The 24637-nt window shown below is 68.6% G+C and carries 23 protein-coding genes; 19 read left to right on the top strand and 4 right to left on the bottom strand.

The genetic code is table 11. From position 1 onward, the window contains the following. Position 1 precedes the first annotated feature (1 nt). Positions 2–634, top strand: coding sequence for a TetR/AcrR family transcriptional regulator (locus PYS65_RS34520; protein ID WP_279338258.1), 633 nt, complete (start codon positions 2–4; stop codon positions 632–634). 109 nt (positions 635–743) lie between these two features. On the opposite strand, the gene PYS65_RS34515 is transcribed toward PYS65_RS34520, so the two are convergent. Genes PYS65_RS34515 through PYS65_RS34505 form a run of 3 tightly spaced genes read right to left on the bottom strand, consistent with a single transcriptional unit; the run spans position 744 to position 2802 of the window. Beyond that, complete coding sequence (locus tag PYS65_RS34515; RefSeq protein WP_279338257.1) at positions 744–1259, bottom strand: flavin reductase family protein; 516 nt, start codon at positions 1257–1259, stop codon at positions 744–746. Beyond that, positions 1256–2071, bottom strand: coding sequence for a VOC family protein (locus PYS65_RS34510; protein WP_279338256.1), 816 nt, complete (start codon positions 2069–2071; stop codon positions 1256–1258). Before PYS65_RS34510 ends, PYS65_RS34515 begins: the two co-directional genes overlap by 4 nt. Then, positions 2068–2802, bottom strand: coding sequence for an enoyl-CoA hydratase/isomerase family protein (locus PYS65_RS34505; RefSeq protein WP_279338255.1), 735 nt, complete (start codon positions 2800–2802; stop codon positions 2068–2070). The genes PYS65_RS34510 and PYS65_RS34505 overlap by 4 nt, the downstream gene beginning before the upstream one ends. A 136-nt stretch (positions 2803–2938) precedes the next feature. Here PYS65_RS34505 and PYS65_RS34500 point away from each other — a divergent pair, with 136 nt between their 5' ends. From PYS65_RS34500 to PYS65_RS34450, 11 genes are read left to right on the top strand one after another with little or no spacing between them, the layout of a single operon-like run. Next, positions 2939–4462 (top strand): ABC transporter substrate-binding protein, encoded by a 1524-nt coding sequence (locus PYS65_RS34500; RefSeq protein WP_279338254.1) that lies wholly within the window; start codon positions 2939–2941, stop codon positions 4460–4462. A gap of 14 nt (positions 4463–4476) precedes the next feature. Beyond that, positions 4477–5301, top strand: coding sequence for an ABC transporter ATP-binding protein (locus PYS65_RS34495; RefSeq protein WP_279338253.1), 825 nt, complete (start codon positions 4477–4479; stop codon positions 5299–5301). Beyond that, positions 5298–6221, top strand: a complete 924-nt coding sequence (locus PYS65_RS34490) for an ABC transporter permease (protein ID WP_279338252.1) — start codon at positions 5298–5300, stop codon at positions 6219–6221. The genes PYS65_RS34495 and PYS65_RS34490 overlap by 4 nt, the downstream gene beginning before the upstream one ends. 7 nt (positions 6222–6228) lie before the next feature. Continuing rightward, positions 6229–7122, top strand: a complete 894-nt coding sequence (locus PYS65_RS34485) for an ABC transporter permease (protein ID WP_279338251.1) — start codon at positions 6229–6231, stop codon at positions 7120–7122. Next, the gene (locus PYS65_RS34480; RefSeq protein ID WP_279338250.1) at positions 7119–7910 is read left to right on the top strand and encodes an ABC transporter ATP-binding protein; all 792 of its coding nucleotides are present in this window, start codon (positions 7119–7121) and stop codon (positions 7908–7910) included. Before PYS65_RS34485 ends, PYS65_RS34480 begins: the two co-directional genes overlap by 4 nt. Before the next feature lie 18 nt (positions 7911–7928). Continuing rightward, positions 7929–9314 (top strand): hydroxymethylglutaryl-CoA synthase, encoded by a 1386-nt coding sequence (locus PYS65_RS34475; RefSeq protein WP_279338249.1) that lies wholly within the window; start codon positions 7929–7931, stop codon positions 9312–9314. Then, positions 9314–10513: an acetyl-CoA acetyltransferase gene (locus tag PYS65_RS34470; RefSeq protein ID WP_279338248.1), complete on the top strand. Its 1200-nt coding sequence runs from the start codon at positions 9314–9316 to the stop codon at positions 10511–10513. The genes PYS65_RS34475 and PYS65_RS34470 overlap by 1 nt, the downstream gene beginning before the upstream one ends. Next, positions 10510–11418: an SDR family NAD(P)-dependent oxidoreductase gene (locus PYS65_RS34465; RefSeq protein WP_279338247.1), complete on the top strand. Its 909-nt coding sequence runs from the start codon at positions 10510–10512 to the stop codon at positions 11416–11418. The genes PYS65_RS34470 and PYS65_RS34465 overlap by 4 nt, the downstream gene beginning before the upstream one ends. Before the next feature lie 27 nt (positions 11419–11445). Next, complete coding sequence (locus PYS65_RS34460) at positions 11446–11946, top strand: VOC family protein (protein ID WP_279338246.1); 501 nt, start codon at positions 11446–11448, stop codon at positions 11944–11946. Next, positions 11936–13459: a class I adenylate-forming enzyme family protein gene (locus PYS65_RS34455; protein WP_279338245.1), complete on the top strand. Its 1524-nt coding sequence runs from the start codon at positions 11936–11938 to the stop codon at positions 13457–13459. Before PYS65_RS34460 ends, PYS65_RS34455 begins: the two co-directional genes overlap by 11 nt. Continuing rightward, positions 13456–15003 carry a class I adenylate-forming enzyme family protein gene (locus PYS65_RS34450; protein WP_279338244.1) on the top strand — a complete coding sequence of 516 codons (1548 nt, stop codon included), beginning with the start codon at positions 13456–13458 and terminating at the stop codon, positions 15001–15003. Before PYS65_RS34455 ends, PYS65_RS34450 begins: the two co-directional genes overlap by 4 nt. Before the next feature lie 93 nt (positions 15004–15096). Here the strand turns inward: PYS65_RS34450 and PYS65_RS34445 are convergent, their stop codons facing one another. Further along, complete coding sequence (locus tag PYS65_RS34445) at positions 15097–16068, bottom strand: MBL fold metallo-hydrolase (protein WP_279338243.1); 972 nt, start codon at positions 16066–16068, stop codon at positions 15097–15099. Between the two features lie 66 nt (positions 16069–16134). Between PYS65_RS34445 and PYS65_RS34440 the strand changes: the two genes are divergently transcribed. The 7 genes from PYS65_RS34440 to PYS65_RS34410 all read left to right on the top strand — a co-directional run bounded on the left by PYS65_RS34440 (position 16135) and on the right by PYS65_RS34410 (position 24590). Further along, a complete protein-coding gene (locus tag PYS65_RS34440) occupies positions 16135–17721 on the top strand; it encodes an AMP-binding protein (protein WP_279338242.1) in 1587 nt (528 codons plus the stop codon). Continuing rightward, a complete protein-coding gene (locus PYS65_RS34435) occupies positions 17708–18859 on the top strand; it encodes an acyl-CoA dehydrogenase family protein (protein ID WP_279338241.1) in 1152 nt (383 codons plus the stop codon). The genes PYS65_RS34440 and PYS65_RS34435 overlap by 14 nt, the downstream gene beginning before the upstream one ends. 13 nt (positions 18860–18872) lie before the next feature. Next, positions 18873–19895, top strand: a complete 1023-nt coding sequence (locus PYS65_RS34430) for an acyl-CoA dehydrogenase family protein (RefSeq protein WP_279338240.1) — start codon at positions 18873–18875, stop codon at positions 19893–19895. A 78-nt stretch (positions 19896–19973) separates the two neighbouring features. Beyond that, on the top strand, positions 19974–21059 hold the full coding sequence (locus tag PYS65_RS34425) for an LLM class flavin-dependent oxidoreductase (protein ID WP_279338239.1): 1086 nt from the start codon (positions 19974–19976) through the stop codon (positions 21057–21059). After that, positions 21056–22060, top strand: coding sequence for an LLM class flavin-dependent oxidoreductase (locus PYS65_RS34420; RefSeq protein ID WP_279338238.1), 1005 nt, complete (start codon positions 21056–21058; stop codon positions 22058–22060). Before PYS65_RS34425 ends, PYS65_RS34420 begins: the two co-directional genes overlap by 4 nt. After that, positions 22057–23607, top strand: coding sequence for a class I adenylate-forming enzyme family protein (locus PYS65_RS34415; protein ID WP_279338237.1), 1551 nt, complete (start codon positions 22057–22059; stop codon positions 23605–23607). The genes PYS65_RS34420 and PYS65_RS34415 overlap by 4 nt, the downstream gene beginning before the upstream one ends. Beyond that, positions 23604–24590, top strand: coding sequence for an LLM class flavin-dependent oxidoreductase (locus PYS65_RS34410; RefSeq protein ID WP_279338236.1), 987 nt, complete (start codon positions 23604–23606; stop codon positions 24588–24590). Before PYS65_RS34415 ends, PYS65_RS34410 begins: the two co-directional genes overlap by 4 nt. Positions 24591–24637: the final 47 nt, after the last annotated feature.

The raw sequence follows: 24637 nt of genomic DNA, 5'->3' as shown, positions 1-24637 counted from the left end.
GATGACAGAACCCGCAGAAACCACGGCCAAGTCGAGGAGGCGTCGTTGGCCCCAGGGCTACGACCCGCAGGGTACCCGCCGTGCACTCGTCGACAGCTCACTTCACCTGTTCGAACAGGAAGGATTCGACCGAACCACGCTCCAGCAGATCGTCGACGGCGCCAACCTCACCAAGGGTGCGTTCTACCACCACTTCCAGAGCAAAGAAGATGTACTGTGGCAGATCCAGAACGAGTACCTCGACACCCAGATCAAAGCCGCCCGCGCGATCGTCGAACAGCACTCTGACATCGCCGACCAGCTACGGGCGCTCATCCGGCTCAGCCTCAGTGGTGTCGCGTCCTACCGCGCCCACGTCGCGATCTTCTACCAGGAGCGCCGGCACCTCACCGGTGAGCACCTCCGAGCCGTCACCGAGAAACGCGACGAACTCGAAGCGCTCATCTGCGGAATCGTCCAACACGGCATCGACGCCGGGAAATTCCGCTCCAACGTGACCAGCCGCATCGTCGCCTTCGGCATCATCGGGATGTGCGCCTCGACGTTTCAGTGGTTCAACCCCGATGGAACGATGAGCGTCGACGATGTCACGGACCAGTTCTGCACACTCGTCCTCGACGGCCTGGTCGTCTGAAACGAGTCGACTTCCGAGTCACTGAGGCGTCCCACCACCCGTCAGGGCCGCTCTGGCTCGGCCGTATCGGACGCGCACAGGGCCTCCCGGTCCCGGGAGGCCCTGTCGGTCAGTCGGCGGCGACGGCAGTGGGCGAGGAGAACCGACCCCGGTAGAACGACAGCGCCGGCACCGGCGACGGCTTCAGATGCACATGATCGACGTCGATCAGGATGATGACGTGGTCGCCGCTGGTGATCAGTTCATCGGTCGTGCCCGTCAGAATCGCCGACGTTCCCGGAATCAGCGGGACACCGTCCGGCCCGGCCGTCCACGCCACACCCTCCAGCTTGTCCGCGCCCGTCAGCCCCGAGGTCGCGCACCGGCGCGCGATGTCCTCCTGGTCCTGGGCCAGGATGTGGATGGCGATCCTCCGCGCGTTCTTGAGGACCGCGAAGCTCGACGACGCCGTCGCCAGGCAGAACAGTACCTTCGCCGGCTCCAGGGAAACCGATGTGAACGAGTTCACGGTCAGCGCCGCGTAGCCGCCCTCGTCGGTGACAGCGGTGACGGCGGTCACGCCGGTCGGGAAGTGTCCGCACACCTGGCGGAAATCAGCGGAATCGAGTAGGGGCTCGGTCATCATGTGGTCACCACCGGGTCCGTAGGGAAGTTGGCCGGACGCAGTCCGTCCTTCAGTTCGATCAGGCACACCGCGTGACCCACCGGGTCACGCACCAGTTGCAGGCGGCCGTGGGGGCTGTCCACCGGACCGACCCCCGGTGTGCCGCCGAGGTCGACGACGCGGCTGAGCGCCTCGCTCAGCGACGCAACGCCGAAGTAGGTGATCCACTTCGACGGCAGACGGTTCGGCCATTCGTTGTCGAGCTCAAGCACCCCGGCAACGGGAACATCACCGAGCATCAGCACCGTGTACAGCTGAGAAGTCGCCGACTCCCGCTGGACCGTTCCGAAGTGGAACAGCGACTGGTAGTACGACACCGACTTCGCGGGCTCCCCGGTGTTGAGCTCGTTCCAGCACAGCGCGCCGACCGAATTCAGCGCTTCGACTCCAGCTCGCGTCTCACCCTGGTAGAGCCCGAACACCGCGCCGAAGGGATCCACGATCGTGGCCCCGGTGCCGGCGGCAGGAAGATACCGCGGCACCGAAACCAATTCACCGCCCAGCGCCACCGCCTGGTGCACGGCGCGGTCGATGTCATCGACCGCGAAGTAGGTGATCCATCCACGCGGTCGGCCGCCATGGAGCGTTGCGGCATCCGAAATGCCCGCCACGTCCCGGCCGTTCAGGCTGAACATCCGGTAGACGGCGCTGCCGATGCGCTCCTCACGGACGGACCAGCCCAGGAGGGACGAGTAGAATGCCGTAGCCGCGTCCGGGTCCGTCGTGCACAGCTCGACCCAGACAGCCTCGCCCGCCTGGAACGGCGCGCTCATCGCACACCACCAGCGGGCACGCCAGCAACGATCGTGCGAGCCGAGGCCAGGTACGACTCGTCGGCCGAGCCGGTCGCCAAACTCGACTCGACGACCTTGACCACGGCCCGGAGAGCCTGGCCGGGCACCGCTGCCAGCGTCTCGACCAACTCGTGGACGGCGGTTTCGAGTTCGGTCTCCGGAACCACGCGAGTGACCAGCCCCCAGGCCAGAAGCTGGGAGCCGCTCGCAGTCGTCGCCCCGGTGAGGAGCGCGTATGCCTGAGCCCGCGGCAGCGCCTGCGCGATGGTGTGCCCCACACCCGCGGGCGCGAAACCGAACCGTACCTCGGGCAGCGACAAGCGGGTGTCCGCGGCCGCCACCGGAAGGTGCACGGCGCTCAGCAAGCCGGCGCCGAACCCGATGACCTGGCCGCGGACGCCCGCCACCACCGGTACCGGAAGCCGACGAATCCTGCCGAGCATCTCGTCACTGCTTCGCAGCGCGGCGGCGACCGACTCGGCCGTCGAGGCCGACAGGTCGCCGAACGAGGTCGTGTCCCAGCCCCCGCAGAAGTGCCTGCCCGCCATGTCCAGACGGATGACCGAACACATCGGATCGAGCGCCGCCGCTTCGAGCGTGTCCACCAGCTCGCCGAGGAGCTCCCCGTCGAAGCTATTGCCACGTGCCGCGTTGTCATATCTGATGTGGGCGACGCAGCCGTTTCGCTCGCGGGTCAGAGTGATAGCCATGCCTTGCATCATACAGACCAGTCGGTATTAATTGCACCGCGAAGCCCGTTGACTTAATACCGCCCGGTCGGTACTTTGTGGCGACCGTCACAGGCAGTTCGGTGACATGGCTATCCCAGCGCTGTGGAGAACGAACATGAACAAGAACCGCTTGCGCCCCCGCCAGATGATGGCCCCCGCACTGGCCCTCGCCATCGCGACTTCAGGCCTCGCCGCGTGTGGAAACTCCGACTCCGGCAAGAGCGGGGCCTCTGGACCCGACGTCGTCCGGGCGCTGCTCGCGGCTCAGCCCGCGACGCTCGACCCGATAGTGGGCCCCCGGTCCGGGCAGGTCGTCTGGGCGACCATGCTCGAGCCGCTCATCAAGCTTGATGCCGACCTCAACATGGTGGACAGCGGCCTCGTCACAAGCTGGACCCGGACCGACCAGACCAACTGGACCTTCAAGGTGCGGCCGGGCATCAGCTTCACCAACGGCGAGAAGGCGGACGCCGCCGCCGTGGCCAACACCATTCTACTGACTCGCGACAGTGAGGCCTCGCAGCTCAAGACGTACTTCACCAACATCGTGTCGGCTGAGGCCCCCGACGCCACCACCGTCGTAGTGAAGACGAAGACCCCGCAGTACGACCTGCCGGAGCTGCTGACCACGGTCTACCTGGTTCCGCCGAAGTACTACAAGGAGAAGGGCTCGGAGGGCTTCGCGGCCGCTCCGGTCGGCACCGGCCCCTACCTGTGGGCGGGCTCGCACGCCGGGCGTGACATGTCGGTGAAGAAGAACCCGGACTACTGGGGCGCCAAGCCGAGCAACGACGGCGTCACCTTCTCGTGGGCGACCGAGGCTTCACAACGACTCGCTCTCGTCCAGAGCAAGAGCGTCGACGTCGCGTTCGACCTCCCCCCGACGAAGGCCGACGAGGCCAAGAAGGCCGGTCTCGACGTCGTCAGCACCACCACGGCCATGAAAATCATCGCGTTCATCGACTCGACGAAGGCGCCCTTCAAGGACCCGAAGCTGCGTGAAGCCGCAGCGCTGGCGATCGATCGTGACGCCATCGTGAGCGGCATCTTCGACGGCAAGGCGGTCGCCGACTCCGGTCTGCTCAACGTCAAGCCCGGCACAGAACCGAGCCGCAGCGTGACGCCCGACCCGGCCAAGGCGAAGGAACTCGTCGGCGGCGCGTCCCCGACCGTCCAGATCAGCTACCCGGCCGGGCAGTACACCAACATCAAGGAAGTCTCCGAAGCGGTCGGTGGCAACCTTGAGAAGGTGGGCTTCAAGGTCAAGTACGTGCCGCTGGACTACGGCACTCTGACCAAGCGCATCATCGGACGGGAGGTTCCGGGCGTCTCGATCTTCGCCGGTGTCCCGAACGTCCCGATCCCGGACTATTTCGCCAGTGGCTTCATGAAGACCACGTCGATCACGGGCAACTGCCCCGACCCGAAGACGGACAAGCTCATCGCGAAGGCTCTCCAGCAGGACAACGCCGAGGCGGCCGCCCCGATCTACGACGAGCTCAACACGAGCGGAGTCGTGGACAGGCACTGCTACGTGCCCCTGTACCGACAGGTGTTCAACTACGCGACCCTCCCGAACGTCAAGGGCGTGGAGTTCGGCCCGCTGAACACCGTCGACTTCACGAAGACGGCTCTCTGACGATGTCCGAACGGATGGAAACGGAGCTGCCGGCCGATGCTCCCCGCCTCGCAGCTGCATCCTCCCCGGTGCTCAAGGTGAGCAACCTGGTCGTCGAGCACCGTAACCGGAGCACCGGTGAGGTGTTCCGCGCGGTCGACGACGTGTCACTGTGCGTCCACGCAGGCGAAAGCGTCGCGATCGTCGGCGAGTCGGGCTCGGGAAAGACGACGCTGGCCATGGCCGCAACCGGTCTCGGTCCGCGAGGCGAAGGCGACATCCAGCTCCTCGGCCGTTCGCTGGGGAAAATCGGCCGCAAGGAACTGCGGGCGCTTCGCCCGGAGGTGCAGGTCGTGTTCCAGGACCCGCACGGCTCGCTCGACCCGCGCCAGTCCGTTCGGTCCGGTCTCCACGAGCTCCGCGCTCTCCAGCGCGAACGGACCTCGTGGACCAGCGACGAGGATCTCCTCGAACAGGTTCGCCTCGGTGAGGAGATCCTCGACCGCTACCCGCACCAGCTCAGCGGCGGGCAGGCCCAACGGGTCTGCATCGCCCGGGCGCTCCTCATGCGGCCGCGGCTCATCGTGGCCGACGAACCCACGTCCGGCCTCGACGTGTCCGTCCAGGCCGACGTTCTCAAGCTCCTCAAGGAGGCCCGAGCCACTACCGGTTCGGCGCTGCTCCTGATCAGCCACGACCTCGCAGTCGTCAGTTCGGTCTGCGACGCCGTCCATGTGATGTACCGCGGACGTGTCGTCGAGTCCGGACCCTGCAAAACCGTGTTCAAGGATCCCCAGAACGACTACACGCGCGAACTCCTGGCAGCCATGCCGGGGGCCCGATGGAGAGCACGCCGATGAGAACCACGACCTTGCGGCGCGTCGGAAGCCGACTCTTCGCACTGCTCGCGTCACTGCTCATCGCCCTGAGCCTGGCGTTCGCACTGGGGCGCCTGTCCGGTGACCCCACCTCCTCGATCCTCGGCCCCATGGCGCCGCCTGCACAGCACGAGGCCCTGCGGCACGAACTCGGTCTCGACCGGCCGGTCCTCGTCCAGTACTTCGACTACCTCAAGGGGACCCTCACCGGTGATTTCGGACAGTCGCTGAAGTTCTACCAGTCCAACACCAGTCTCATTCTCGACCGCCTCCCCTACACCCTCCAACTGGTCGGCGGGGGTATGGCGCTCGCGGTCCTGATCGGCGTGCTGCTGGGTGTTCTCGCGGCCACGCGTGAGGGAACCTGGTGGGACCGGGCAGCCTCGATCCTGGCCCTCCTCGGACAGTCCGTTCCGGTCTTCTGGATGGGCATGATGCTCGTGGTCCTCTTCGCCGTGAAGCTGGGCTGGCTGCCGGCGGGCCAGTCCGGATCGCTGAGGCACCTCATCCTGCCCGCGATCACGATGTCGCTGTATCCGATGGCTCAGATCGCACGACTGACAAGAGCGTCCATGAGTGAATCCCTGGCGGAGCCGTTCATCGACTCCGCGCGCGCCCGAGGCCTCAGCCGGGCCCGGGTCGTATGGCGACACGTGTTCAAGAACGCGATGATGCCCATCCTCACCATTGTCGTCCTGCAGACCGGAACCCTGCTTTCCGGCGCGGTCGCGGTCGAGTACGTCTACTCGTGGCCCGGTCTCGGCCAGCTGGCGCTCCAGGCGGTCCAGTTCCGCGACTTCCCGCTCGTACAAGCCATCGTCGTCTTCGGTGCGCTGGTCTTCGTTTTCCTGAACCTGCTCGTCGACGTCCTCCACGCCATCGTCGACCCGAGGGTGAGGTGAGGCTTCCATGAGCCCGATCGAGTCCGACCTGAGGGCCGGCGGGGGTGCGGCCCCCGGCCTCCGTGACATCCTGCGCGCCCGCACACCGGTGTTCTGGCTGTCCCTGCCGCTCGCCGTCATCACGTTCCTCGTGTTCATCCTCCCGCTCACCGGGATGCTCCCGGACGGCAGCCAGAACCTGAACGCCACCCGGATGCCTCCGGCCTTCCTGCCGGGCGGAAGCTGGTCGCACCCGCTCGGCACCGACAAACTCGGCCAGGACGTCCTCACCCACTTGGTCGAGAGTGGTCGGCTGACCATCCTCATCGGGCTCGTCGGGGCCTTGGTCGCCATCGGCCCGGGCACGCTCCTGGGCCTTCTGGCCGGGTACTGCCGCGGGCGGGTGGACAAGGTCATCTCCATCGTCATCGATGCCCAGCTCGCGCTGCCGTTCATCCTGATCGCGCTCGCGATCATCTCGAACCGCGGCAGTTCGCTTCCCGTGCTGTTCCTCGTGTTGGCGCTGACCGGTTGGGCGGCGTGTGCCCGCGTGACGAGGTCGGCCACGCTGACCATCCGCGAGCGGCAGTTCGTCCTCGGTCTGCGGGCGGCCGGAGCGTCCGAGACACGCATCGTGTTCCGGCACGTCCTGCCGAACCTGGTCGGCACGATCGTCACCCTCGGCACCCTTCAAGTCGGCACCGCCATCCTGGTCGAGAGCGCCCTGAGCTTCCTCGGCCTGGGCGTCGTATCGCCCAGGTCCAGCTGGGGCTCGATGCTGGCGTCCGGCCAGGACGACCTGAGCCAGGCTTGGTGGATCGCCTTCTTCCCCGGCCTCGCGATCACCGTCCTCGTCCTGCTCGTGAACCTCCTCGGAGACGCCCTGCTGACGCACCACGACCCACGACAGAGGCGGCGATGACCGAACTGCTCACAGTCTCAGGGCTGTCCATCACGGCCCGGCTCCCCAACCGTGACCTCCGGCTCCTCGACAAGGTGGACCTGGACGTCAGGAAGGGCGAAGTCCTTGGCGTCGTCGGTGAGTCCGGGAGCGGCAAGACGACGCTCGCACGTTCCATCGTCGGCCTGCTCGAGCGCAATGTGCGCATCGACGGAGGGTCCATCTCACTGATGGGCGAGCAGATCGTCGCGCCAGGACTGGACCGCAGCGCGCAGGTTCGCGGCTCCGCACTCGGGATGGTCTTCCAGGACGCCTCCCGGTCGCTGAACCCGCTCATGAAGGTGCGCACCCACCTGGCCGAAGTCCTCCGCCGGCATGTCCCCGGCATCGACAAGCAGGACATCCGACGCAGGTCCGTGGAGGTGCTTGAGCACATGCGCATCACCGACACGGCGCGTGTGCTCGACAGCTACCCGCACCAGTTGTCGGGAGGACTTCGGCAGAGGGTCGCCATCGGCCTCGCCGTGGTCACCCGTCCCTCCCTGGTCATCGCCGACGAGTGCACGACGGCGCTCGACGTCACCACCCAGGCCAAGGTCGTCGAACTGTTCCGCACCCTCGTCGACGAACTCGGCATCGGGCTGCTGTTCGTCACCCATGACCTGATGCTCGCCAGCGACCTGTGCGACCGCATTGCGGTGATGAGGGCCGGCCGCGTCGTGGAGGAGGGCAACGTCACAGAGGTGCTCGACCACCCGGAACAGGACTACACACGGCTGCTGCTGGCGGCCATCCCCACCTGGAAGTAGAAGGGAGACTGGCCGGCTATGCCTGATCAGCACGGCATCGACGCGTACGCGGCGTATCTGCCCGCGTACGCGCTCAACAGCAACAGCCTCGAAGGTGCCCCACCCGCACACCCGGGTCCCGTCCGCAGCGTGGCCGGTTTCGACGAGGACGCCGTCACGATGGCCGTCGAGGCCCTGCGGCACATCGTGGGCGGTACCGCAACGGGACACCAGCTCCTGCTGGCGACCACCAGCGCTCCGTACGAGGCCAAGACCGCAGCCGGCATCGTGCACGAGGCCCTCGGCCTCGACCCGGGTGCGGCCGCCGTCGACCTGCGCGGGCACCGCTCCGGCGCGTCCGCCCTCGATCTCGTCACGCGTACCGGCGCCTGCGCGGCGATGGCCGACATCCGCTTCACCCGTCCGGGTGCCCCGGACGAGCTGGCCCAGGGCGACGCCGGCGCTGCCTTCGTCGGCGGCCGGCGTGCCGCGGTCCTGCTGTCGCGCGCCGGGCGCACCACCGAGCTGCTCGAACGGTGGCGGCTCCCCGGAGAGCAGCACGACCGTGTGTGGGACGAGAGGTTCACCGCCGACATCCTCAGAACCGCCGCCGTCCGGGCGGCCAGGCATGCCCTGGCCGACGCCGGACTGGACACCGCCGACCATGTTGTCGTGTCATCGTCCAACGCCCGTGCCGCGGCCGCCGTTCGCAGGGCCCTGGGAGGCTCGGGGGAGGATGCCAGGATCGAGCGCGCGACCGGCTTCACCGGCGCCGCACACCCCGGTCTCCTGCTGGCCGCGGCCCTCGACGAGGCGCAGCCGGGTCAGACCGTCCTGCTGGTCTCGGCCACCGAAGGTGCGGACGCGTTTGTGTTCCGCGTCGGTGACGGCGTCCGCTCCGCCCGCGGCGGCCCGTCGGTCCGCGAGCAGATCCAGGACCGGCAGGTCCTCGCCTACGGCCGCTATCTGCGCTGGCGCGGGCTCCTCGACGTGCAGGGACCGGCCCGCCCGGCGGCACCGGCCCCCGCGGCACCGCCGATGCACCGCCGCGCCGGCTGGAAGTTCCGCCTGGAAGGCAGCCGGTGCGGCGCGTGTGGGTCGATCACCGCACCGCCCGGCCGCGTCTGCGCTTCGTGCGGCATCGCCGGCCATGCCGACGCGCGGAGCAAGGTGTCGCTGCGCGACAAGGTCGCCAGGGTCGTCTCGGTCACCCAGGACCACCTGACCACGATGCCGGAACCCGAGGTCGCGATCGTCATCGCCGACGTCGACGGAGGAGGCCGCCTCAGCGCCTACGCCACGGATGCCCCGGCCGAAGACGTCGTCGTCGGCATGGAGATGGTGCCGACGTTCCGTCGGCTCTGGACGACGGACGCGATCCACAACTACTTCTGGAAGCTCCGCCCGCGGAAGGACTGCCACTGATGGCGAACAGGAGGATGGCCCACGACGTTGCGATCGTCGCGATGGGCTGCACCCCGTTCCGGGACCACTGGAACTCCTCGGCCGACGACCTGCTCGTCGACGCGGTCCAGGACTGCCTCGGCTCCCTGCCCGCGGTGTCCCTGGACGACATCGACGCCTTCTGGGTCGGCACGCAGGGCTCGGGCATGTCCGGCCAGACGCTCGCCCGCCCGCTGCGCCTGTCCGGCAAACCGGTCACCCGCGTCGAGAACTACTGCGCCACCGGGTCCGAGGCGTTCCGCAACGCCGCGTTCGCCGTCGCTTCCGGCGCCTACGACATGGTCATGGCGGCCGGTGTGGAGAAGCTGAAGGACAGCTCCCAGGCGGGTCTCTCGGCCGTCTACCCGCCGGCCGACGGCACCGACGTCGACTGGACCGCCCCGGCCGGGTTCTCGCTCCTCGTGCCCGCCTACCAGGACGCCCACGGTGTCGACGACCGCGACATGCGCAGCACCCTGACCAAGGTCGCCGTGAAGAACCACGCGAACGGTGCGCTCAACGAGCGCGCCCAGTTCCGGAAGGCGGTCTCCGCCGAAGCCGTCGAGACCGCGCCGCGCGTGGCCGGCCGGCTCGGCGTCATGGACTGTTCCGGAGTCTCCGACGGCGCGGCCGTGGCCGTCCTGGTCCGTGCCGAGGACGCCTACAAGTACACCGAGAAGCCGGTGTTCCTGCGGGGCATGGGCTTCGTCGCCGGGTCCGGCGCAGGGCTCGCCTCCGACGGGTACGACTTCACCACGTTCCCCGAGGTGGTCACCGCGGCGAAGCAGGCCTATGAGCAGGCGGGGGTCACGGACCCGGCGACGGAGATCTCGCTCGCGGAAGTGCACGACTGCTTCACGCCGACCGAGGTCGTTCTCATGGAGGACCTGGGGTTCTCCCCGCGGGGCAAGGCATGGCGCGACATCCTCGACGGCCGCTACGACCTCGACGGCGCGCTCCCGGTCAACACCGACGGCGGTCTGAAGTCATTCGGCCACCCCATCGGTGCGACGGGCCTGCGGATGATGTTCGAGTGCTTCACCCAGCTGCGCGGTGAGGCCGGCGAACGGCAGGTCCCGAACGCCAGGCTCGCCGTCGCACAGAACCTCGGCGGACAGCCCGGTTCCTGTGTCGCGTTCGTCGCCGTCCTCGGCAGCGAACCCGGGGAGGGCGACCGATGAGCGGCCGGGTCGGCTTCGACGGCCGCGTCGTCATCGTCACCGGCGCCGGCCACGGCATCGGCCGCGCCCACGCCCTCACGCTCGCCGGACACGGCGCGCGCGTGGTGGTCAACGACCTCGGCGGCGCCGTCGACGGATCGGGTTCCTCCGGCGCCGCCGAGCGGGTCGTCGAAGAGATCCGTGCCCGCGGTGGCACGGCCACCGCGTCGGCCGGCTCCGTCGCGACCGTCGAAGGCGGTGCCGCACTTGTCCGGAAGGCCATCGACGAGTTCGGCCGTGTCGACGCGGTCATCCACAACGCCGGCATCCTCCGCGACCGCACCCTCGCGAAGATGAGCGACGAGGACGTCAGCGCGGTCCTGGACGTCCATCTGGCGGGCGCGTTCAACGTCCTGCGCCCCGCGTGGCCGCACATGGTCGAGCAGGGCTACGGCCGCATCGTGCTCACCACGTCGTCGTCCGGGCTCCTCGGTACCTTCGGCCAGTCCAGTTACGGTGCCGCGAAGGCCGGCCTCATCGGTCTGATGAACGTGCTCTCCCTGGAGGGGGCGCGAAGCGGCATTCTGGTCAACGCGCTGTCGCCGACCGCCGCGACCCGGATGACCGAGGGCCTGCTCGGGGAGCTCGCCGACCGGTTCGACCCGCAGCACGTCGCCGCGGTCGGCACCTTCCTCGCCTCCGAGCAGTGCGAGCTGAACCGGCAGATCTTCACCGTCGGCGGCGGCCGGGTCGGACGCATCTTCCTCGGCGTCACCCCCGGCTGGTACTCCGGAGAGAAACCGGCGTCGCCCGACGACGTCCTCGACGCGCTGGACGACATCTGCTCCCTGGACGACTTCATCGTCCCGGAGAGCGGCGCCGATGAGGTCGCCCTCATCCAGAAAGTCATCGGCACCGCCGACTGACTCCGAATGCCAGGAAAGCGAAGCACCATGCCTGTCAGCGAAGTTCACCACGTCGCGATGACGGTCTCCGACGTCGACCGCGCCGCCGACTTCTACGAGAAGGCCCTCGGCTACACCAGGACCCTGCGGTCCAACGTCGGCGGCCCCGGCATCGAGGACTCCCTCGGCCTGCCCAAGGGAACAACCGGCAAGGTCCAGTACATGCAGGGCCCGACCCAGATCGGGCAGCTCGAACTCATTGAGTGGAACGGCACCACGCAGCGCACCGCGACCGCCGGCCACCTCGAACTCGGTATGTTCCTGCTCAGCTTCCAGGTGCCCCTGGATGAGATCGACGATCTCTACCATCGGTTGACCGACCTCGGCGCCGAATGTCTCTCCCCGCCGAACCGGGTCCTGCTCGAGAACTACGGCTACATCACCGCCTTCGCGGCCCGCGACCTCGACGGGAACCTGCTCGAGTTCGTGAGCCTGCCGAGCCGTGAGGAGATCCTCGCCTTCCGCCGGGGGGAAACCAGTGGCCACTAACAACTTCGCCGAGATCCTCCGCGGCCAGGCGATTCGCCGCGCGGACCGTGAAGCCCTGGTCGACGGGGACCGGCGGTGGACCTACGCCGAACTCGACGCCGATGTCGACAGGTACGCGGGCGCCCTGCTCAGTGCGGGTGTCGGTGCGACCGATCTCGTCGGTGTGCTCGGTCGGAACACCGCCAGGTACGTCATCGAGCTGCTCGCACTCGCCCGCATCGGGGCTGTCTCCGTACCGCTCAACTGGCGGTTGCACGTCAACGAACAGGCCTACATCATCAAGCAGGCTGGCATCACCTGCCTGCTGTACGACGACGACTTCCGTGAAGACGCCGCGGCGCTGAAGGCCGCGACAGGGCTTCGGGCGCTGGTGGCGAACGGGCAGGACGCGGTTCCCGGAAGCGACCGCATGGATCAGCTCCTCGCCGCGCAGCCCCCGGGTGTCCGGATTGCGGATGCGGAGAAGGACGCCGACGACATGCACCGGCTTCTCTACACCTCCGGTACCACCGCACACCCCAAGGGCGTCGTCCACACCTACGGCAACCTGGCTGCCAACCACCGCGCTCAGGTGCTCGAACTCGAGTTGACCCAGAACGACCGCATCCTCATCACGGCCCCGCTCTTCCACGTCAGCGGCTTGGAGGCGCCCGGTCTCGCCACGTTCGTGGCCGGTGCCACCATGGTGCTCACCCCAACGTTCAAGCCCGAGGACATCGCCCGGATCGCGGCAGAGGAACGAGCCACTGGGATGGTCCTCGCCGCGCAGATCCTGTTCGGCGTGCTGGGCCTGGACCCCGCGCCGGATCTGAGCAGGCTCCGCTATCTGCTCTTCGCCGGCGTCGCCCCGAGCGTCCGGCGCCGGGTCAAGAGCCTGCTTCCCCACGTGCGGTTGGTCGACACGTTCGGTATGACCGAACTCTGCAACGGCGTCTGCTACATGGACGCCGCGCACGAGGAGTCCAAGGTGGGCGCCCTCGGAGTCCCCTTCCCCGGCGTTCACATCCGCATCGTCGACGAGGACTTCCGCGAGGTCCCCGCGGGAGAGGAAGGCGAGATCATCGTCCGCGGCGACAAGGTCTCGCCCGGCTACTGGAACGATGACGAAGCCAACCGGCGCACCCGCCGCGACGGATGGTTCCTCACCGGTGACGTCGGTCGCGTGGACGCCGACGGTTACTTGTGGTTCGTCGACCGGCGCACCGACCTCATCAAGTCCGGCGGCGAGAACGTCGCCGGCGCCGAGATCGAACGCGTCATCGCCCAACACCCCGACGTCGCCGAAGTCGCCGTCATCGGGGTCCCCGACGAGAAGTGGGACGAGGTCCCGAAGGCGTTCATCATCCTCCGCGGCTCCGCCACCGCGACCGCCGGTGACATCCGGCAGCATTGCCTGGACAACCTGGCGAGGTACAAGGTGCCCAAGTACATCGCCCTGGTCGACACGCTGCCGCGCAACGATTCCGGGAAGGTCCTGAAGAAGCGGCTTCGGGAACAGGAGGCCGGGAAGTGAGCACTGCCAACCTCGCACGGACGCTCGCGCTGAACGCCATCCGCTTCGCGGACAGGGACGCCCTCGTGTTCGAGGGACGGCGCTGGACCTACCGCGACTTGGATGCCGACGTGAACGCGCTCGCCGCCGGTCTGGCCGCAGACGGGGTGCGGCGCGAGAGCCGCGTCGCGATCGTGGCCAACAACGTCCCCGAGTTCCTCATCCTGTCCCTTGCGCTGAGCAGGCTCGGCGCGGTGTTCGTTCCACTGAACTACCGGCTCACCCCGGGGGAAGTAGCGCACCTGCTGCGGCACGCGGGTGTGGAGGCGGTCGCAACCGTTCCCGAGTATGCCGACCTCACGGTACGAGCGGCCGCAGAACTCCCGCATCTGCGCCGCTACTCCCTCGAGTACATCGACGACTCCTGGACCGACGTCGCGAGCCTCATCGACGCGCATCGCGGAGCGAAGGTGGCCGATGCCGTGCTCGACGGATCCGGGCTGCAGCGGATCGTCTACACGTCGGGAACCACCAGCCTCCCCAAGGGCGTCCTGCTCACCCACGGCAACGTGAACGCCAACATGCACGCCCAGATCGTCGAGCTCGGGCTCCGTCCGACCGACCGGATCCTGAACTTCGCGCCGCTCTACCACGTCGGCGGCACCGACCTCCCCGGCTATGCGATCTGGCACGTCGGCGGTTGCATGGTCCTTCAGCGCCGCTTCGATCCGGCCGACATCCTCGCCGCGGTCGAGGCCGAAGGCATCACCGGAATGGTCGTGGCCGCCACGATGCTCGACATGATCCGCCGCAGAGCCGAAGGAGCGGAAGCGGACCTCAGCATGGTCCGGTGGCTGATCTTCTCCCAGGTGACCTCGGCGCTCTTCAAGGTCGCACGCGAGCTGTTCCCGAACGCCAGACTCATCGAGGGCTACGGCCTCACCGAAACATGCAGCGGACTCACCTACCTCGACGAAGCCCACATGGAGTCCAAGCAGGGCTCCGTCGGTATTCCCGTCCCGTGGGTCGAGGTCCGTGTCGTCGACCCCGACGGCAACGACGTCGGGGTCGGGGAGGACGGCGAGATCATCGCACGCGGTCCGAAGGTCAGCCCCGGCTATCTCGACGACCCGAAAGCGACCGCGCACGCCTTCCGCGACGGCTGGTTCCACACGGGCGACGTCGGCTGCCTCGACGAGGACGGATACCTCTACATCCGCGACCGGCTCAAGGACATGATCCGCAGCGGCGGCGAGAACATGTCCAGTGCCGAGATCGAGAACGTCCTCGCCGACCATCCACTGGTCCTGTCGGCCTCCGTCGTCGGGGCACCCCACCCCACGTGGCAGGAAGTGCCGGTTGCGTTCGCCGTCGGCCGGCCCGGCCTTCAGGCAGCGGACCTCATCGCGCACGCCCGCGAACGTCTCGGAAAGTTCAAGGTGCCCAAGGAGGTCTACCTCGTCGAGAAGCTCCCGACGAACCCGTCCGGCAAGATCCTCAAGCGGGAACTGCGCGAACTGCGGCCGTCGCTGACGCCCGACTGGGTCTATCGGCGTGGCGAGTGACGGCAGGAGCTGGTGATGCCATCCCGCGCGCAGCTGGTCAGGCGGTCGGCGAGCGGGGTGCTGCCACGATCGACGTCCCGTGGTGCCCGATGTTCAGACCTTCGCGCCGTGCAGGAGTGCCAGGGTGTGGATGAGCGCGAACCGGCGGGTACCCGGCCCGAGCTCGTCCCACGGCTTCGGCCATGTCAGATGCGGTGCGATCTCCCACGCCGTCCCATGGTCCGCGAGCAGCCCGCGGACCTTCTCGACCTCACGCTGGTGGAACGCCTTGAGCTCCATCGCCCGCTCGGCGACATCGCGGTAGGCGAACTGATGCGCAGGGCAGGCGATCTCCGCCCCCAGGTCCCGGATCCGGTCCAGGGTGCCGAACAGGTCCGCGGCCGGGTTGTCCTCCGGCAGGCTCGGAATCGCCAATTGCGTGGGTCCCTCGGGCATCATCGTGTCGCCGGTGAACACCAGCCCCTGCGAGACGAAGATCGTGTGCCCGTAGGTGTGCCCGGGGGCGTGGATGGCTCGCACGGTCACGTCGCCGAACCTAAAGTCGATGTCCTCAGTGAGGGCGACATCGAGGTCAAGGCTCTCGGAGTGCTTCGCCACCTTGCCGGCTTCGGCATACATCGACTCGACGACATCGTCGGGGGCGCCCGTCATGACCAGCGCTGTGTGCAGCTGCGTCAGGAACCGGCCGCGCCCCCGGTGCAGGAAGGCGAAGTCGTCGTCCTGGTGCATCACGATCTGTGCGCCGGAGACGTCGCGGACCCGGTCGGCGAATCCGACGTGGTCGGGGTGGTTGTGGGTGAGGAGCACCGCCCGAATGGACTTGGGGCTCCGCCCGATCCGCTCCAGCGCCTCCTGGAACGACGCCCAGCAGGTGGGATGCTCGTAGCCGGCGTCGATGAGGACCGGACCCTCGGGTGTCTCGATCAGATAGACGATGACGGAATGCAGGGGGCTTCCGTGAAGCGGTACCGGCACCGACCAGACGCCGTCGACGACCGGGGTCGGGCCGGACACCTCGCGGGCTCGGTAGCTGGCCGCGTGCTCTTTGCTCACCGGTATGGACATGGCTTGTAATCCCATCTACTCTTCGAAGAAGATACCGAACAGTCGGAATCAAATGCAAGGAGTGGCATGCGCGAGGACCAGGTGGGCTTCCGGCTCTGGGCCGCGTCGCATCCGGAGCTGGAAGCGGTCATCACCGCCGACGACCAGAGGTTTACCTACGGGGAGCTGTTCGCCGAGGTGAACCGCGTCTCGCACGGGTTGCGCGAGCGGTGCGGCCTCGTCGAGGGCGACACGGTGGCGTGCGTGATGGCCAACAGCGTGGGGATGGTCGCGCTCTATCTCGCAGCGATGCAGTCCGGGCTGTACCTCGTCACGGTCAACTACCACCTCACCGCTCCGGAGATCGCCTACATCCTTGAGGACTGCGACGCCAGAGTGGTCGTCTGCTCCGACCGCGTCGAGGAGACCGTGGCCACCGCGGCTGACCCGCTCGGCCTCCCCGTGTTCGTCGACGGCAGGGCGGCGGCCGCGCGTTCGCTCTCGGAGCTGACCGACCGCATGGCGACCACTGACCCGGAGGACACCCCGGCCGGGTCGCTGATGATGTACACCTCCGGCACCACCGGCCGCCCCAAGGGCGTGAAACGGCCCTTGAGCGGCCTCGACGCCGACACCGGCGCGCTCGCCTACAGGTGGCTGTTCAAGGAGTTCGGGATGACCCGTGAGGCGTTCGGGTCCTGGCTGGTGTCATCGCCGATGTACCACTCCGCGAGCATCACGCCCGCGATGGGCGCACTGCATGCCGGCGGCACCCTGGTCCTGATGGACGGCTGGACCCCCGAGGGCTTCCTCAGGCGGGTCGAGCAGCACAGGATCACCGGGTCCAGCATGGTCCCGACCCACTTCTTCCGGCTGCTGCAACTGCCCGAGGCGGTCCGCGAGTGCCACGACATGTCGTCGCTGCAGTACGTGCTCCACGGTGCCGCGCCGTGCCCGCGCGAGATCAAGCAGCGAATCCTCGACTGGTTCGGTCCGGTCGTCTACGAGTACTACGGCTCGACGGAGGTCGGTACCACCATCGCGCGCCCGCACGAATGGCTCGCCCACCCCGGGACCGTGGGGCGGCCCGCGTCGATCTCGACCCTGCGCATCCTGGACACCCGGGGCAACGAGGTGCCCACCGGCGAGACCGGCATCATCTACATGCGCCAGGGCGACGACCGGATGGAGTACCACAAGGATCCCCGCAAGACCGACGGGTCGCGCCGCGACGGCCTGACGACCGTCTGGGACGTCGGCCACGTCGACGAGGACGGGTTCCTGTACATCACCGGTCGTGTCTCCGAGCTCATCCTGGTCGGCGGGGTGAACGTGTACCCGGCCGAGATCGAGAACGCCCTCATCGGGCACGAGTGGGTCGCCGACGTAGGTGTCACCGGCACGCCCGACCAGGAGTACGGCGAGGTCCCGGTCGCCCACATCGCGCTGACCGACGACGCGCCCGACGAGGCGACGGCCGTGGAGACGCTGCGGTCCTACCTGTCCGAGCGGTTGGCGAAGCCGAAGCTGCCGAAGGCGTACTTCGTGCACGAGACGTTGCCGCGCGATCCCAACGGAAAGCTGTACAAGACCCGGCTCGCCGGTGCCGAGGACGTCTCCGGCGCGGGCCCGGCGACCGACGACATGGTGGGAGGCGGACATGGACTTCGATGACAGCGATGCCGATCTGGCGTTCCGGCGCGAGGTCGGCAGCTGGCTCGACGAGGCACTGGAGGACGTGCCCGACCAGGAGGACCTCTCGCAGGAGGAGCGCGAGCACTGGTCGCGCGTGTGGCAGGACCGGTTGTGCGCAGCGAACTGGGCCGGACTGTCCTGGCCGGTGGAGCACGGTGGCCGCGGCATGGACTCGCTGGCTCAGGCGATCTTCAACGAGGAGGCCGCGGTCCGCGGGGCGCCGTACCCGCTGAACGGTGTCGGCATGATGCTGGCCGGGCCGACCATCGTCGCGCACGGCACCGCCGCGCAGCAGGCCCGCCACCTGCCCGGGATCCTCACGGGCGAGACCTACTGGTGCCAGGGATTCAGTGAGCCGGGCTCCGGATCGGACCTAGCGAGCCTGCGCACCTCGGCGGTCCGGGTCGACGGCGGCTGGCTCGTCAACGGCTCGAAGATCTGGACGTCGAACGCCCACAACGCCTCGAAGTGCCTGCTCCTGGCACGGACCGACTCCGAAGCGCCCAAGCACCAGGGCATCTCCTACTTCCTGGCGCCGATGGACAGGTTCACCGTGAGACCGCTGGTCATGATCAACGGCGACACCGAGTTCAACGAGATGTTCCTCGACGACGTATTCGTCCCGGACGAGGACGTCCTCGGCGGTGTCGGGAACGGCTGGAAGGTCGCCCTGACCACGCTCGCGTTCGAGCGGGGCAGCATGGCGCTCAACCTGTGGGTGTGGGCACGTCAGGCCGTCGATCGGCTGATCGACCTCGCGGTCGAGCGCGGCGTCGCCGACGGCACCGCGTTCATCGACACCGTCGGCGCCCTCCAGTGCGACGCCGAAGCGGTGCGCATCGGCTCGATGCGCATGCTCGGCGAAAGCCAGGCCGGCGGCGTCCCCGGCCCGGAGACCTCCGCGCTGAAGAGCCTGTGGGCCGGTGTCGTCCAGAACGCCAACCGGCTCGCCGTCCAGCTCGACGAAGCCGGCGGGGTCCTCCTCGACGGCGACGGCGCCGCCGCCCGGATGCGCCGCTACCTCCGCGCCCGTGCCCACACCATCGAGGGCGGCACCGAAGAAGTCCAGAAGTCGATCCTCGCGGAGCGGGTGCTGAGCCTGCCGCGTTCACGCTGAGCGGAGTCGCCGCATGCGAGCAGCCTTCACCCACGACCAGCTCGACATCGAGAAGACCGTCCGAACCCTCGCCCAGCGCGAGAGCAAGCGGGCGCGTGACGCGCTCGCCGGACCGTGGAGCGCGCCGGAGTGCGACACCACGCTGCTGCGGGACTTCGGCCTCCTCGGCGTCCCCGAGTCGGCGGGCGGCATCGGCTCGAGCCTCATCGACCTGCTGGTGGCCGTCGAGGTGCTCGGCGAGCACCTCGTGCCGAGCCGCTTCCCGTCGCACGCCGCCGCAGTCCAGTTGGCGACCGCGCTCGGCCCTCTGCCCGACGACGTGCTTGAGGGCCGCCGGATCCTCACCCCCGCGGCCGACGCGCCCGGAACACCGGGATGGGCGGACCGCTCCGGCTGCGCAGGGCCCATCCGCACGCTGGTTCGGTATGCCGACCACGCCGACGGAATCGCGGCACTGGGTACCGAGGGCGTCTGGATCGCCGACCCGGCCGGCATCACCCCTCGCGAGTCGTTCGATCCGTCGGTGCCGCTGGCGGACGTGACCCTGGGCGAGCCGGAGAGCGCCGCGCCGGTGGGTGCGGGCGCCCAGCGCGCCACGCTGGTCGTCGCCGCCGAACTCTGCGGTGTCGCCCAAGGCGCCATAGGCCTCGCCGCCGATTACGCCAGGACGCGGCAGCAGTTCGGCCGCGTCATCGGTTCGTTCCAGGCGGTCGCGTTCCAGCTCGCCGAGGCGGCAACGGCCCGGAAGGCGGCCTGGGATCTGGCGCTGTACGCCGCGTGGGCCGTCGACAACGGCCGCCCGGACGCCGGGATCCAGGTGCACGCCGCCAAGGCGGCCGCCGGGAAGGCCGCCGTCTTCGCCGCGGAGCGCTGCATCCAGGTCCACGGCGGCATGGGCATCACCGTGGAGGCGGACCCGCACCTGTACCTGCGGCGCGCCCTGGTCCTGGACGCGTTGCTGGGCCGTGGTTCGTGGCACCGCCGCCGTGCCGGAGAACTGCGCATCGCCGCCCGGAGGCCGACGGCTCAGGCCTGAGGGCCCGGCTCGCACCCTTGCGGGTGCAAGCCCGCCCGCATTAACATACCGTCTGGTCGGAACGAATTAGGAGTGGTCGTGAAATTCGGAATCATGAACCTGTTCCCGGTGGGTGACGGGGAGTCTGACCATCAGGTGCTCCGCGAGACACTCGAAGAGATCGAGCTCGCGGACGAGCTCGGCTTCGACTCGGTCTGGCTGGCCGAGCACCACTTCTCCAAGTACGGCGTCCTCGGCAGCCCGGTGAGCTTCGGGATGGCCGTCGCCGAACGCACCAAGCGCATCACCATCGGCACCGCGGTGCTGGTCCTGCCACTGCACAACCCGCTCCGGCTGGCCGAAGACATCGCAGCGCTCGACGTGCTCTCCCGTGGCCGGGTCTCGATCGGCGTGGGCCGCGGCTACCAGGCCTTGGAATTCTCCGGCTTCGGCATCCCGCTGGAGGAGTCCAAGATCCGCTACCAGGAGACCCTGGAGGTGCTCCGGCTGGCGCTCTCCCAGGAGAACTTCTCGTACCACGGTGAGATCTTCCACTACGACAACGTCACCACCTATCCACGGCCGTACACCGCGGGTGGTCCGCCGATCCTGCAGGGAACCGTGTCGCCGGAGAGCTTCCGCAGCCGCGGGGAGATCGGCGAGCCGATCATCACCTCGCCGAACTTCACCCCGCTCGGCATCATGCAGAAGAACTTCTCCCTCTACCGGGCGGCCATGGAGGAGAACGGCTTCGACATCTCCACCTACGACCTGCCATTCATGCAGCAGGTCTGGTGCGGTGAGAGCCAGGAGGAGCTCCGTGCGGCCGCCCAGGCAGCCCTGACCTACTACAAGTCGGTCGGCAAGGTCATCCCGGGCTCGGAGGAGGCCATGGAGCAGGAGCGGTCCTACTACGAGGCGGTGGCGAAGAACATCGAGCTGCTGACTCTCGAGCAAACGCTGACGCACGGCGGCAACTTCGGCTCCGCGCAGCGCGTCATCGAGACCATCGAGATGCTGCGCGAGCAGCTCGGCATCAACCACTACATCAGCTGGCTGCGCATCCCGTCGCTGGACCGCAAGGCCGCCCTGAAGTCGATGGAGGAGTTCGCGGAGAAGGTCATCCCGCACTTCCGCACCGGTGACCCGTCGGACGGGGTCGCGGTCAAGGCGGTCGCCGAGTGAAGATCAGCTGCTTCCTGAGCGCGCAGTTCGACCCGGCGGCGTCGGCCGTCGAGGGGATCGACAACGTGGTGACGCAGGCGGCCACCGCGGAGGCCGCCGGTTTCCACGCGGTCTACCTCGGCCACCACTACCTGGCGCAGTCGGCGTTCGTCCAGCCGATCCCGCTCGCCGGCTACCTCGCGTCGGCCACCTCGCGGGTGCGGATCGGGTTCGGTGTCCTTCTGGCGCCGTTGCTGAACCCGGTGGCCCTGGCCGAGGAGCTCGTCTCGCTCGACGTGCTGTCCCGCGGCCGGCTCACCGTCGGCATGGGCGCCGGATACCGCAGGCGTGAGACCGCCGCCTTCGGCGTCGAGTGGGGCGACCGCCTGCGGCGCCTGCGCGAGTACGTGCCGATCCTGCGGTCGCTGTGGAACGGCGAGGCGATCGACATCGCCGGCAGCTGGGGCGAGGCTCCCCGTGCCTCCCTGGCTCTGCGCCCGGTCCAGCCCGGCGGCCCCCCGCTGTGGATCGGGGCCTTCGCCGAGCCGGCCGTCCGCCGTGCCGCACGCCTGGACACCCCTTGGCTCATCGGTCCGAAGGGGAACGACGCGGAGCTCGCCCGTCTGCTCGGCATCTACCGCGACGAGCTGGCCGAGCGGGGATTCTCGCCGGAACGGGAGTACCCGATGACCCGGGAGGCGTTCATCGCCGACACCCACCACGCCGCTGTCGCCGGGGTCCGCCCGCACATGGAGCGCCAGTACTCGGGCTACAAGTCGTGGGACGACGCCCAGTCGTTGGACCTGGACCGGTACCTGGCCGAGGACTGCCTCGTCGGGACCGCCGACGAGATCGTCGAGAAGCTCCAGCGGTGGGAGTCCGAACTCGGCATCACCGAGGTCTCGCTGCGGCTCCAGTTCGTGGGAGCCGGACAGGACGAGGCGATGGAGCAGATCGCCCGGTTCGGCACCGAGGTCATCCCGCGCGTCGACTCGCGGGCCGTGAGCGAGGTGGGCCGATGACGAACGCGAACCTCGCCGGCATCATCGAGAGCCGCTGCCAGGACCGTGCGGCGCTGCCCGGTCTGCACGGCGAGCACGGCCGCTCCTGGACGTTCGACCAGATCGACCTGCTCGCCGGTGGCGTCGCACAGGCGCTGCGTGCCGAGGGCATCGGTGCCGGAGACCGGGTCGCTTTCTACCTGACCAACGGCCCCGAGACCGTGTTCTTCCTGTTCGGCGCCTGGAAGCTCGGCGCCGTCCCGGTGACCGTCAGCAGCCTGTACAACGCCTCGGAGCTGGCCGAGTCGGTCGCGAAAACCCACCCGAGGCTGCTGCTGGTCGACGGTCGGCGCAGCGACGTCGTCGCGGAGTTCCGCGCCGGTTCCGACCTCCCGGTCCGCTCGATCACCGACGCGGTTCCCGGCGTCGAGCCGCTGGCGTGGAAGAACGAGACGAGGGTGCGTGCGGTCGAGGTGGCCGCCGACTCCGAAGCCTGCATCCTCTTCACCGGGGGGACCACCGGCCGCCCCAAGGCCGTCAGCGTCACCCACGGCGGCACCCGCGGGTCGCTGGAGCGGCTCGCCCGCGTGTCCACCGGCACCGACAAGCAGGGCACGGCTCCGCCAGACGCCAAGCCGAACCTCATCGCCCTGCCGCTGTTCCACAGCGGTGGCCAGCACTCGCTGCTCTTCGCCTACTTCGTAGGACGCGCCGCAGTCGTGTGGGAGCGGTTCGGCATCGACCGCCTGGCCGATCTGATGGAGCGCTTCCGGTTCGACAACTTCTTCTTCCTGCCGACGATGGTCTTCGACATCGTGCACGCCGAACGTCACCTGCCGTTCGCCGGGGTCAAGTCGGTCCTGGTGGCCGGCCAGGCCATCTCGTGGCAGATCCGACGTGGGTTCGAAGAGCGCTACAACGTGCCGATCCTGGTCAACTACGGCTCCACCGAGGCCGGGCACATCGCCGGCTGGAACGGCAAGGACATGAAGGCCGGCCTGTGGAAGCCGGGCTCGGCGGGCAAGGTCTACCCGGGGGTCGATCTCGAGATCCGCGACGACGACGGAAACGTGCTCCCCCCCGGGTCCGAGGGCGAAATTGTCGTCCGTTCCGAGCTCACCAAGGGCTATGTCGACGACGCCGAGGCTTCCGCGGAGCTCGTCCGCGACGGCTGGGTGCACACCGGCGACATGGGCTACATCGACGAGGACGAGGTCCTGTGGCTTGCCGGCCGCAAGCGCGACATGATCAAGTGCGGCGGTTTCCAGGTCTGGCCCGAGGAGATCGAGGACGAACTGCGCGAGCACCCCCTGGTGCACGATGTCCGCGTCCTCGGCTTTCCTGACGACCGCCTCGGCGAGATCCCGGTGGCGCTGGTCGTGCGCGAGCACGACGACTCGGTCTGCGACGACCGGTTGTCCGCGGCGATCGTCGAGTTCGCCCGTGACCGGCTCGCGCACTTCAAGACGCCACGGAGGATCCAGTTCGTGCCCGCACTCGAGCGCAGCGAGACCGGCAAGATCAGCCGTGTCTCTGTGCCGGCCCCCGACGGAGGTGGGAGCACATGAAGTTCGGAATCATGGCGTCGCACCAGTACCCGCACACCGACGACCTCGGCAAGCACCTGAGCGACCTGTTCGGAACCGTCGAACTCGCCGCCGAGCTGGGCTACGACTCGGTGTGGACCATCAACCACTTCCAGTCGAACCTGGCCACGCCGCAGCCGATCTCCATGATGGCGAGCCTCATCCCCCGCTCGGGGAACATGACGCTCGGCACCGGAATCCTGCTGCTGCCGTTGTTTCACCCGGTGCACGTCGCCGAGGAGTTCGCGAGCCTGGACCACCTGTCCGGCGGCCGCGTCGTGCTCGGCGTCGGCGCCGGCTACCGGGAGAACGAGTTCGCCGCGTTCGGCATCGATCCGGACACCCGGTTCCGTCGCCTGGACGAGAGCCTGCGACTCATCCGGGCTCTGTGGTCGGGACAGACCGTCTACCAGGAAGGCGAGTTCTACCCGCTGTCGGGCGCCTCCATCGGCGTGCGGCCGCTCACCCCGGGCGGCCCGCCGATCTGGGTCGGTGCCGGCGGCAGGAAGGCCGTCCGCCGCGCGGCCCGGCTCGGCGACGCCTGGTACGCGCCGGGGAACTCGCCGAACCCGAGGTTCCTTCCCGACCAGCTCGCCGTGTACGACGACGCGCTCGTGGAGTCGGGCAAGGACCCGGCGACAGTGGAGCGACCGGTCGGCGTCGAGCTGTACTGCGCCCCGACCACCGAGCAGGCGGTCGAGGAGGCTCTCCCGCACGCGCGGACCGAGTACGCGACGTACGCGGAATACCCGGCGCTGCGCTGGCAGCGCGACCGTTTCGACGACCTCGTCGCGAACACCCTGCTACTCGGGTCACCGGAGTTCCTGATCGAGCGGATCTCCGCCCTGCGCGACCTGGGCTTCAACCACATCATCTTCCGACCGGGCTGGCTGGGCATGCCGACCGAGAAGGTGCGCGCCTCGCTTCGGCTCTTCGCCAGCGAGGTGTTCCCCGCATTCCGCTGACGGCCGCCCCGTGGGCTACCGACCAACCGATGGACAAGAGAGGGAAG

Source organism: Streptomyces cathayae, assembly GCF_029760955.1.
In the GTDB taxonomy this organism is placed as follows: Bacteria; Actinomycetota; Actinomycetes; order Streptomycetales; family Streptomycetaceae; genus Streptomyces; species Streptomyces cathayae.
This window is presented reverse-complemented; position numbering and strand designations above follow the sequence as displayed.

What these genes read in the sequence shown, in the direction of transcription:
- PYS65_RS34520 (WP_279338258.1), top strand. Translation starts at nt 2, where the DNA reads ATGACAGAACCCGCAGAAACCACGGCCAAGTCGAGGAGGCGTCGTTGG.
- PYS65_RS34515 (WP_279338257.1), bottom strand. Translation starts at nt 1,259, where the DNA reads ATGATGACCGAGCCCCTACTCGATTCCGCTGATTTCCGCCAGGTGTGC.
- PYS65_RS34510 (WP_279338256.1), bottom strand. Translation starts at nt 2,071, where the DNA reads ATGAGCGCGCCGTTCCAGGCGGGCGAGGCTGTCTGGGTCGAGCTGTGC.
- PYS65_RS34505 (WP_279338255.1), bottom strand. Translation starts at nt 2,802, where the DNA reads ATGGCTATCACTCTGACCCGCGAGCGAAACGGCTGCGTCGCCCACATC.
- PYS65_RS34500 (WP_279338254.1), top strand. Translation starts at nt 2,939, where the DNA reads ATGAACAAGAACCGCTTGCGCCCCCGCCAGATGATGGCCCCCGCACTG.
- PYS65_RS34495 (WP_279338253.1), top strand. Translation starts at nt 4,477, where the DNA reads ATGGAAACGGAGCTGCCGGCCGATGCTCCCCGCCTCGCAGCTGCATCC.
- PYS65_RS34490 (WP_279338252.1), top strand. Translation starts at nt 5,298, where the DNA reads ATGAGAACCACGACCTTGCGGCGCGTCGGAAGCCGACTCTTCGCACTG.
- PYS65_RS34485 (WP_279338251.1), top strand. Translation starts at nt 6,229, where the DNA reads ATGAGCCCGATCGAGTCCGACCTGAGGGCCGGCGGGGGTGCGGCCCCC.
- PYS65_RS34480 (WP_279338250.1), top strand. Translation starts at nt 7,119, where the DNA reads ATGACCGAACTGCTCACAGTCTCAGGGCTGTCCATCACGGCCCGGCTC.
- PYS65_RS34475 (WP_279338249.1), top strand. Translation starts at nt 7,929, where the DNA reads ATGCCTGATCAGCACGGCATCGACGCGTACGCGGCGTATCTGCCCGCG.
- PYS65_RS34470 (WP_279338248.1), top strand. Translation starts at nt 9,314, where the DNA reads ATGGCGAACAGGAGGATGGCCCACGACGTTGCGATCGTCGCGATGGGC.
- PYS65_RS34465 (WP_279338247.1), top strand. Translation starts at nt 10,510, where the DNA reads ATGAGCGGCCGGGTCGGCTTCGACGGCCGCGTCGTCATCGTCACCGGC.
- PYS65_RS34460 (WP_279338246.1), top strand. Translation starts at nt 11,446, where the DNA reads ATGCCTGTCAGCGAAGTTCACCACGTCGCGATGACGGTCTCCGACGTC.
- PYS65_RS34445 (WP_279338243.1), bottom strand. Translation starts at nt 16,068, where the DNA reads ATGTCCATACCGGTGAGCAAAGAGCACGCGGCCAGCTACCGAGCCCGC.
- PYS65_RS34440 (WP_279338242.1), top strand. Translation starts at nt 16,135, where the DNA reads ATGCGCGAGGACCAGGTGGGCTTCCGGCTCTGGGCCGCGTCGCATCCG.
- PYS65_RS34435 (WP_279338241.1), top strand. Translation starts at nt 17,708, where the DNA reads ATGGACTTCGATGACAGCGATGCCGATCTGGCGTTCCGGCGCGAGGTC.
- PYS65_RS34430 (WP_279338240.1), top strand. Translation starts at nt 18,873, where the DNA reads ATGCGAGCAGCCTTCACCCACGACCAGCTCGACATCGAGAAGACCGTC.
- PYS65_RS34415 (WP_279338237.1), top strand. Translation starts at nt 22,057, where the DNA reads ATGACGAACGCGAACCTCGCCGGCATCATCGAGAGCCGCTGCCAGGAC.
- PYS65_RS34410 (WP_279338236.1), top strand. Translation starts at nt 23,604, where the DNA reads ATGAAGTTCGGAATCATGGCGTCGCACCAGTACCCGCACACCGACGAC.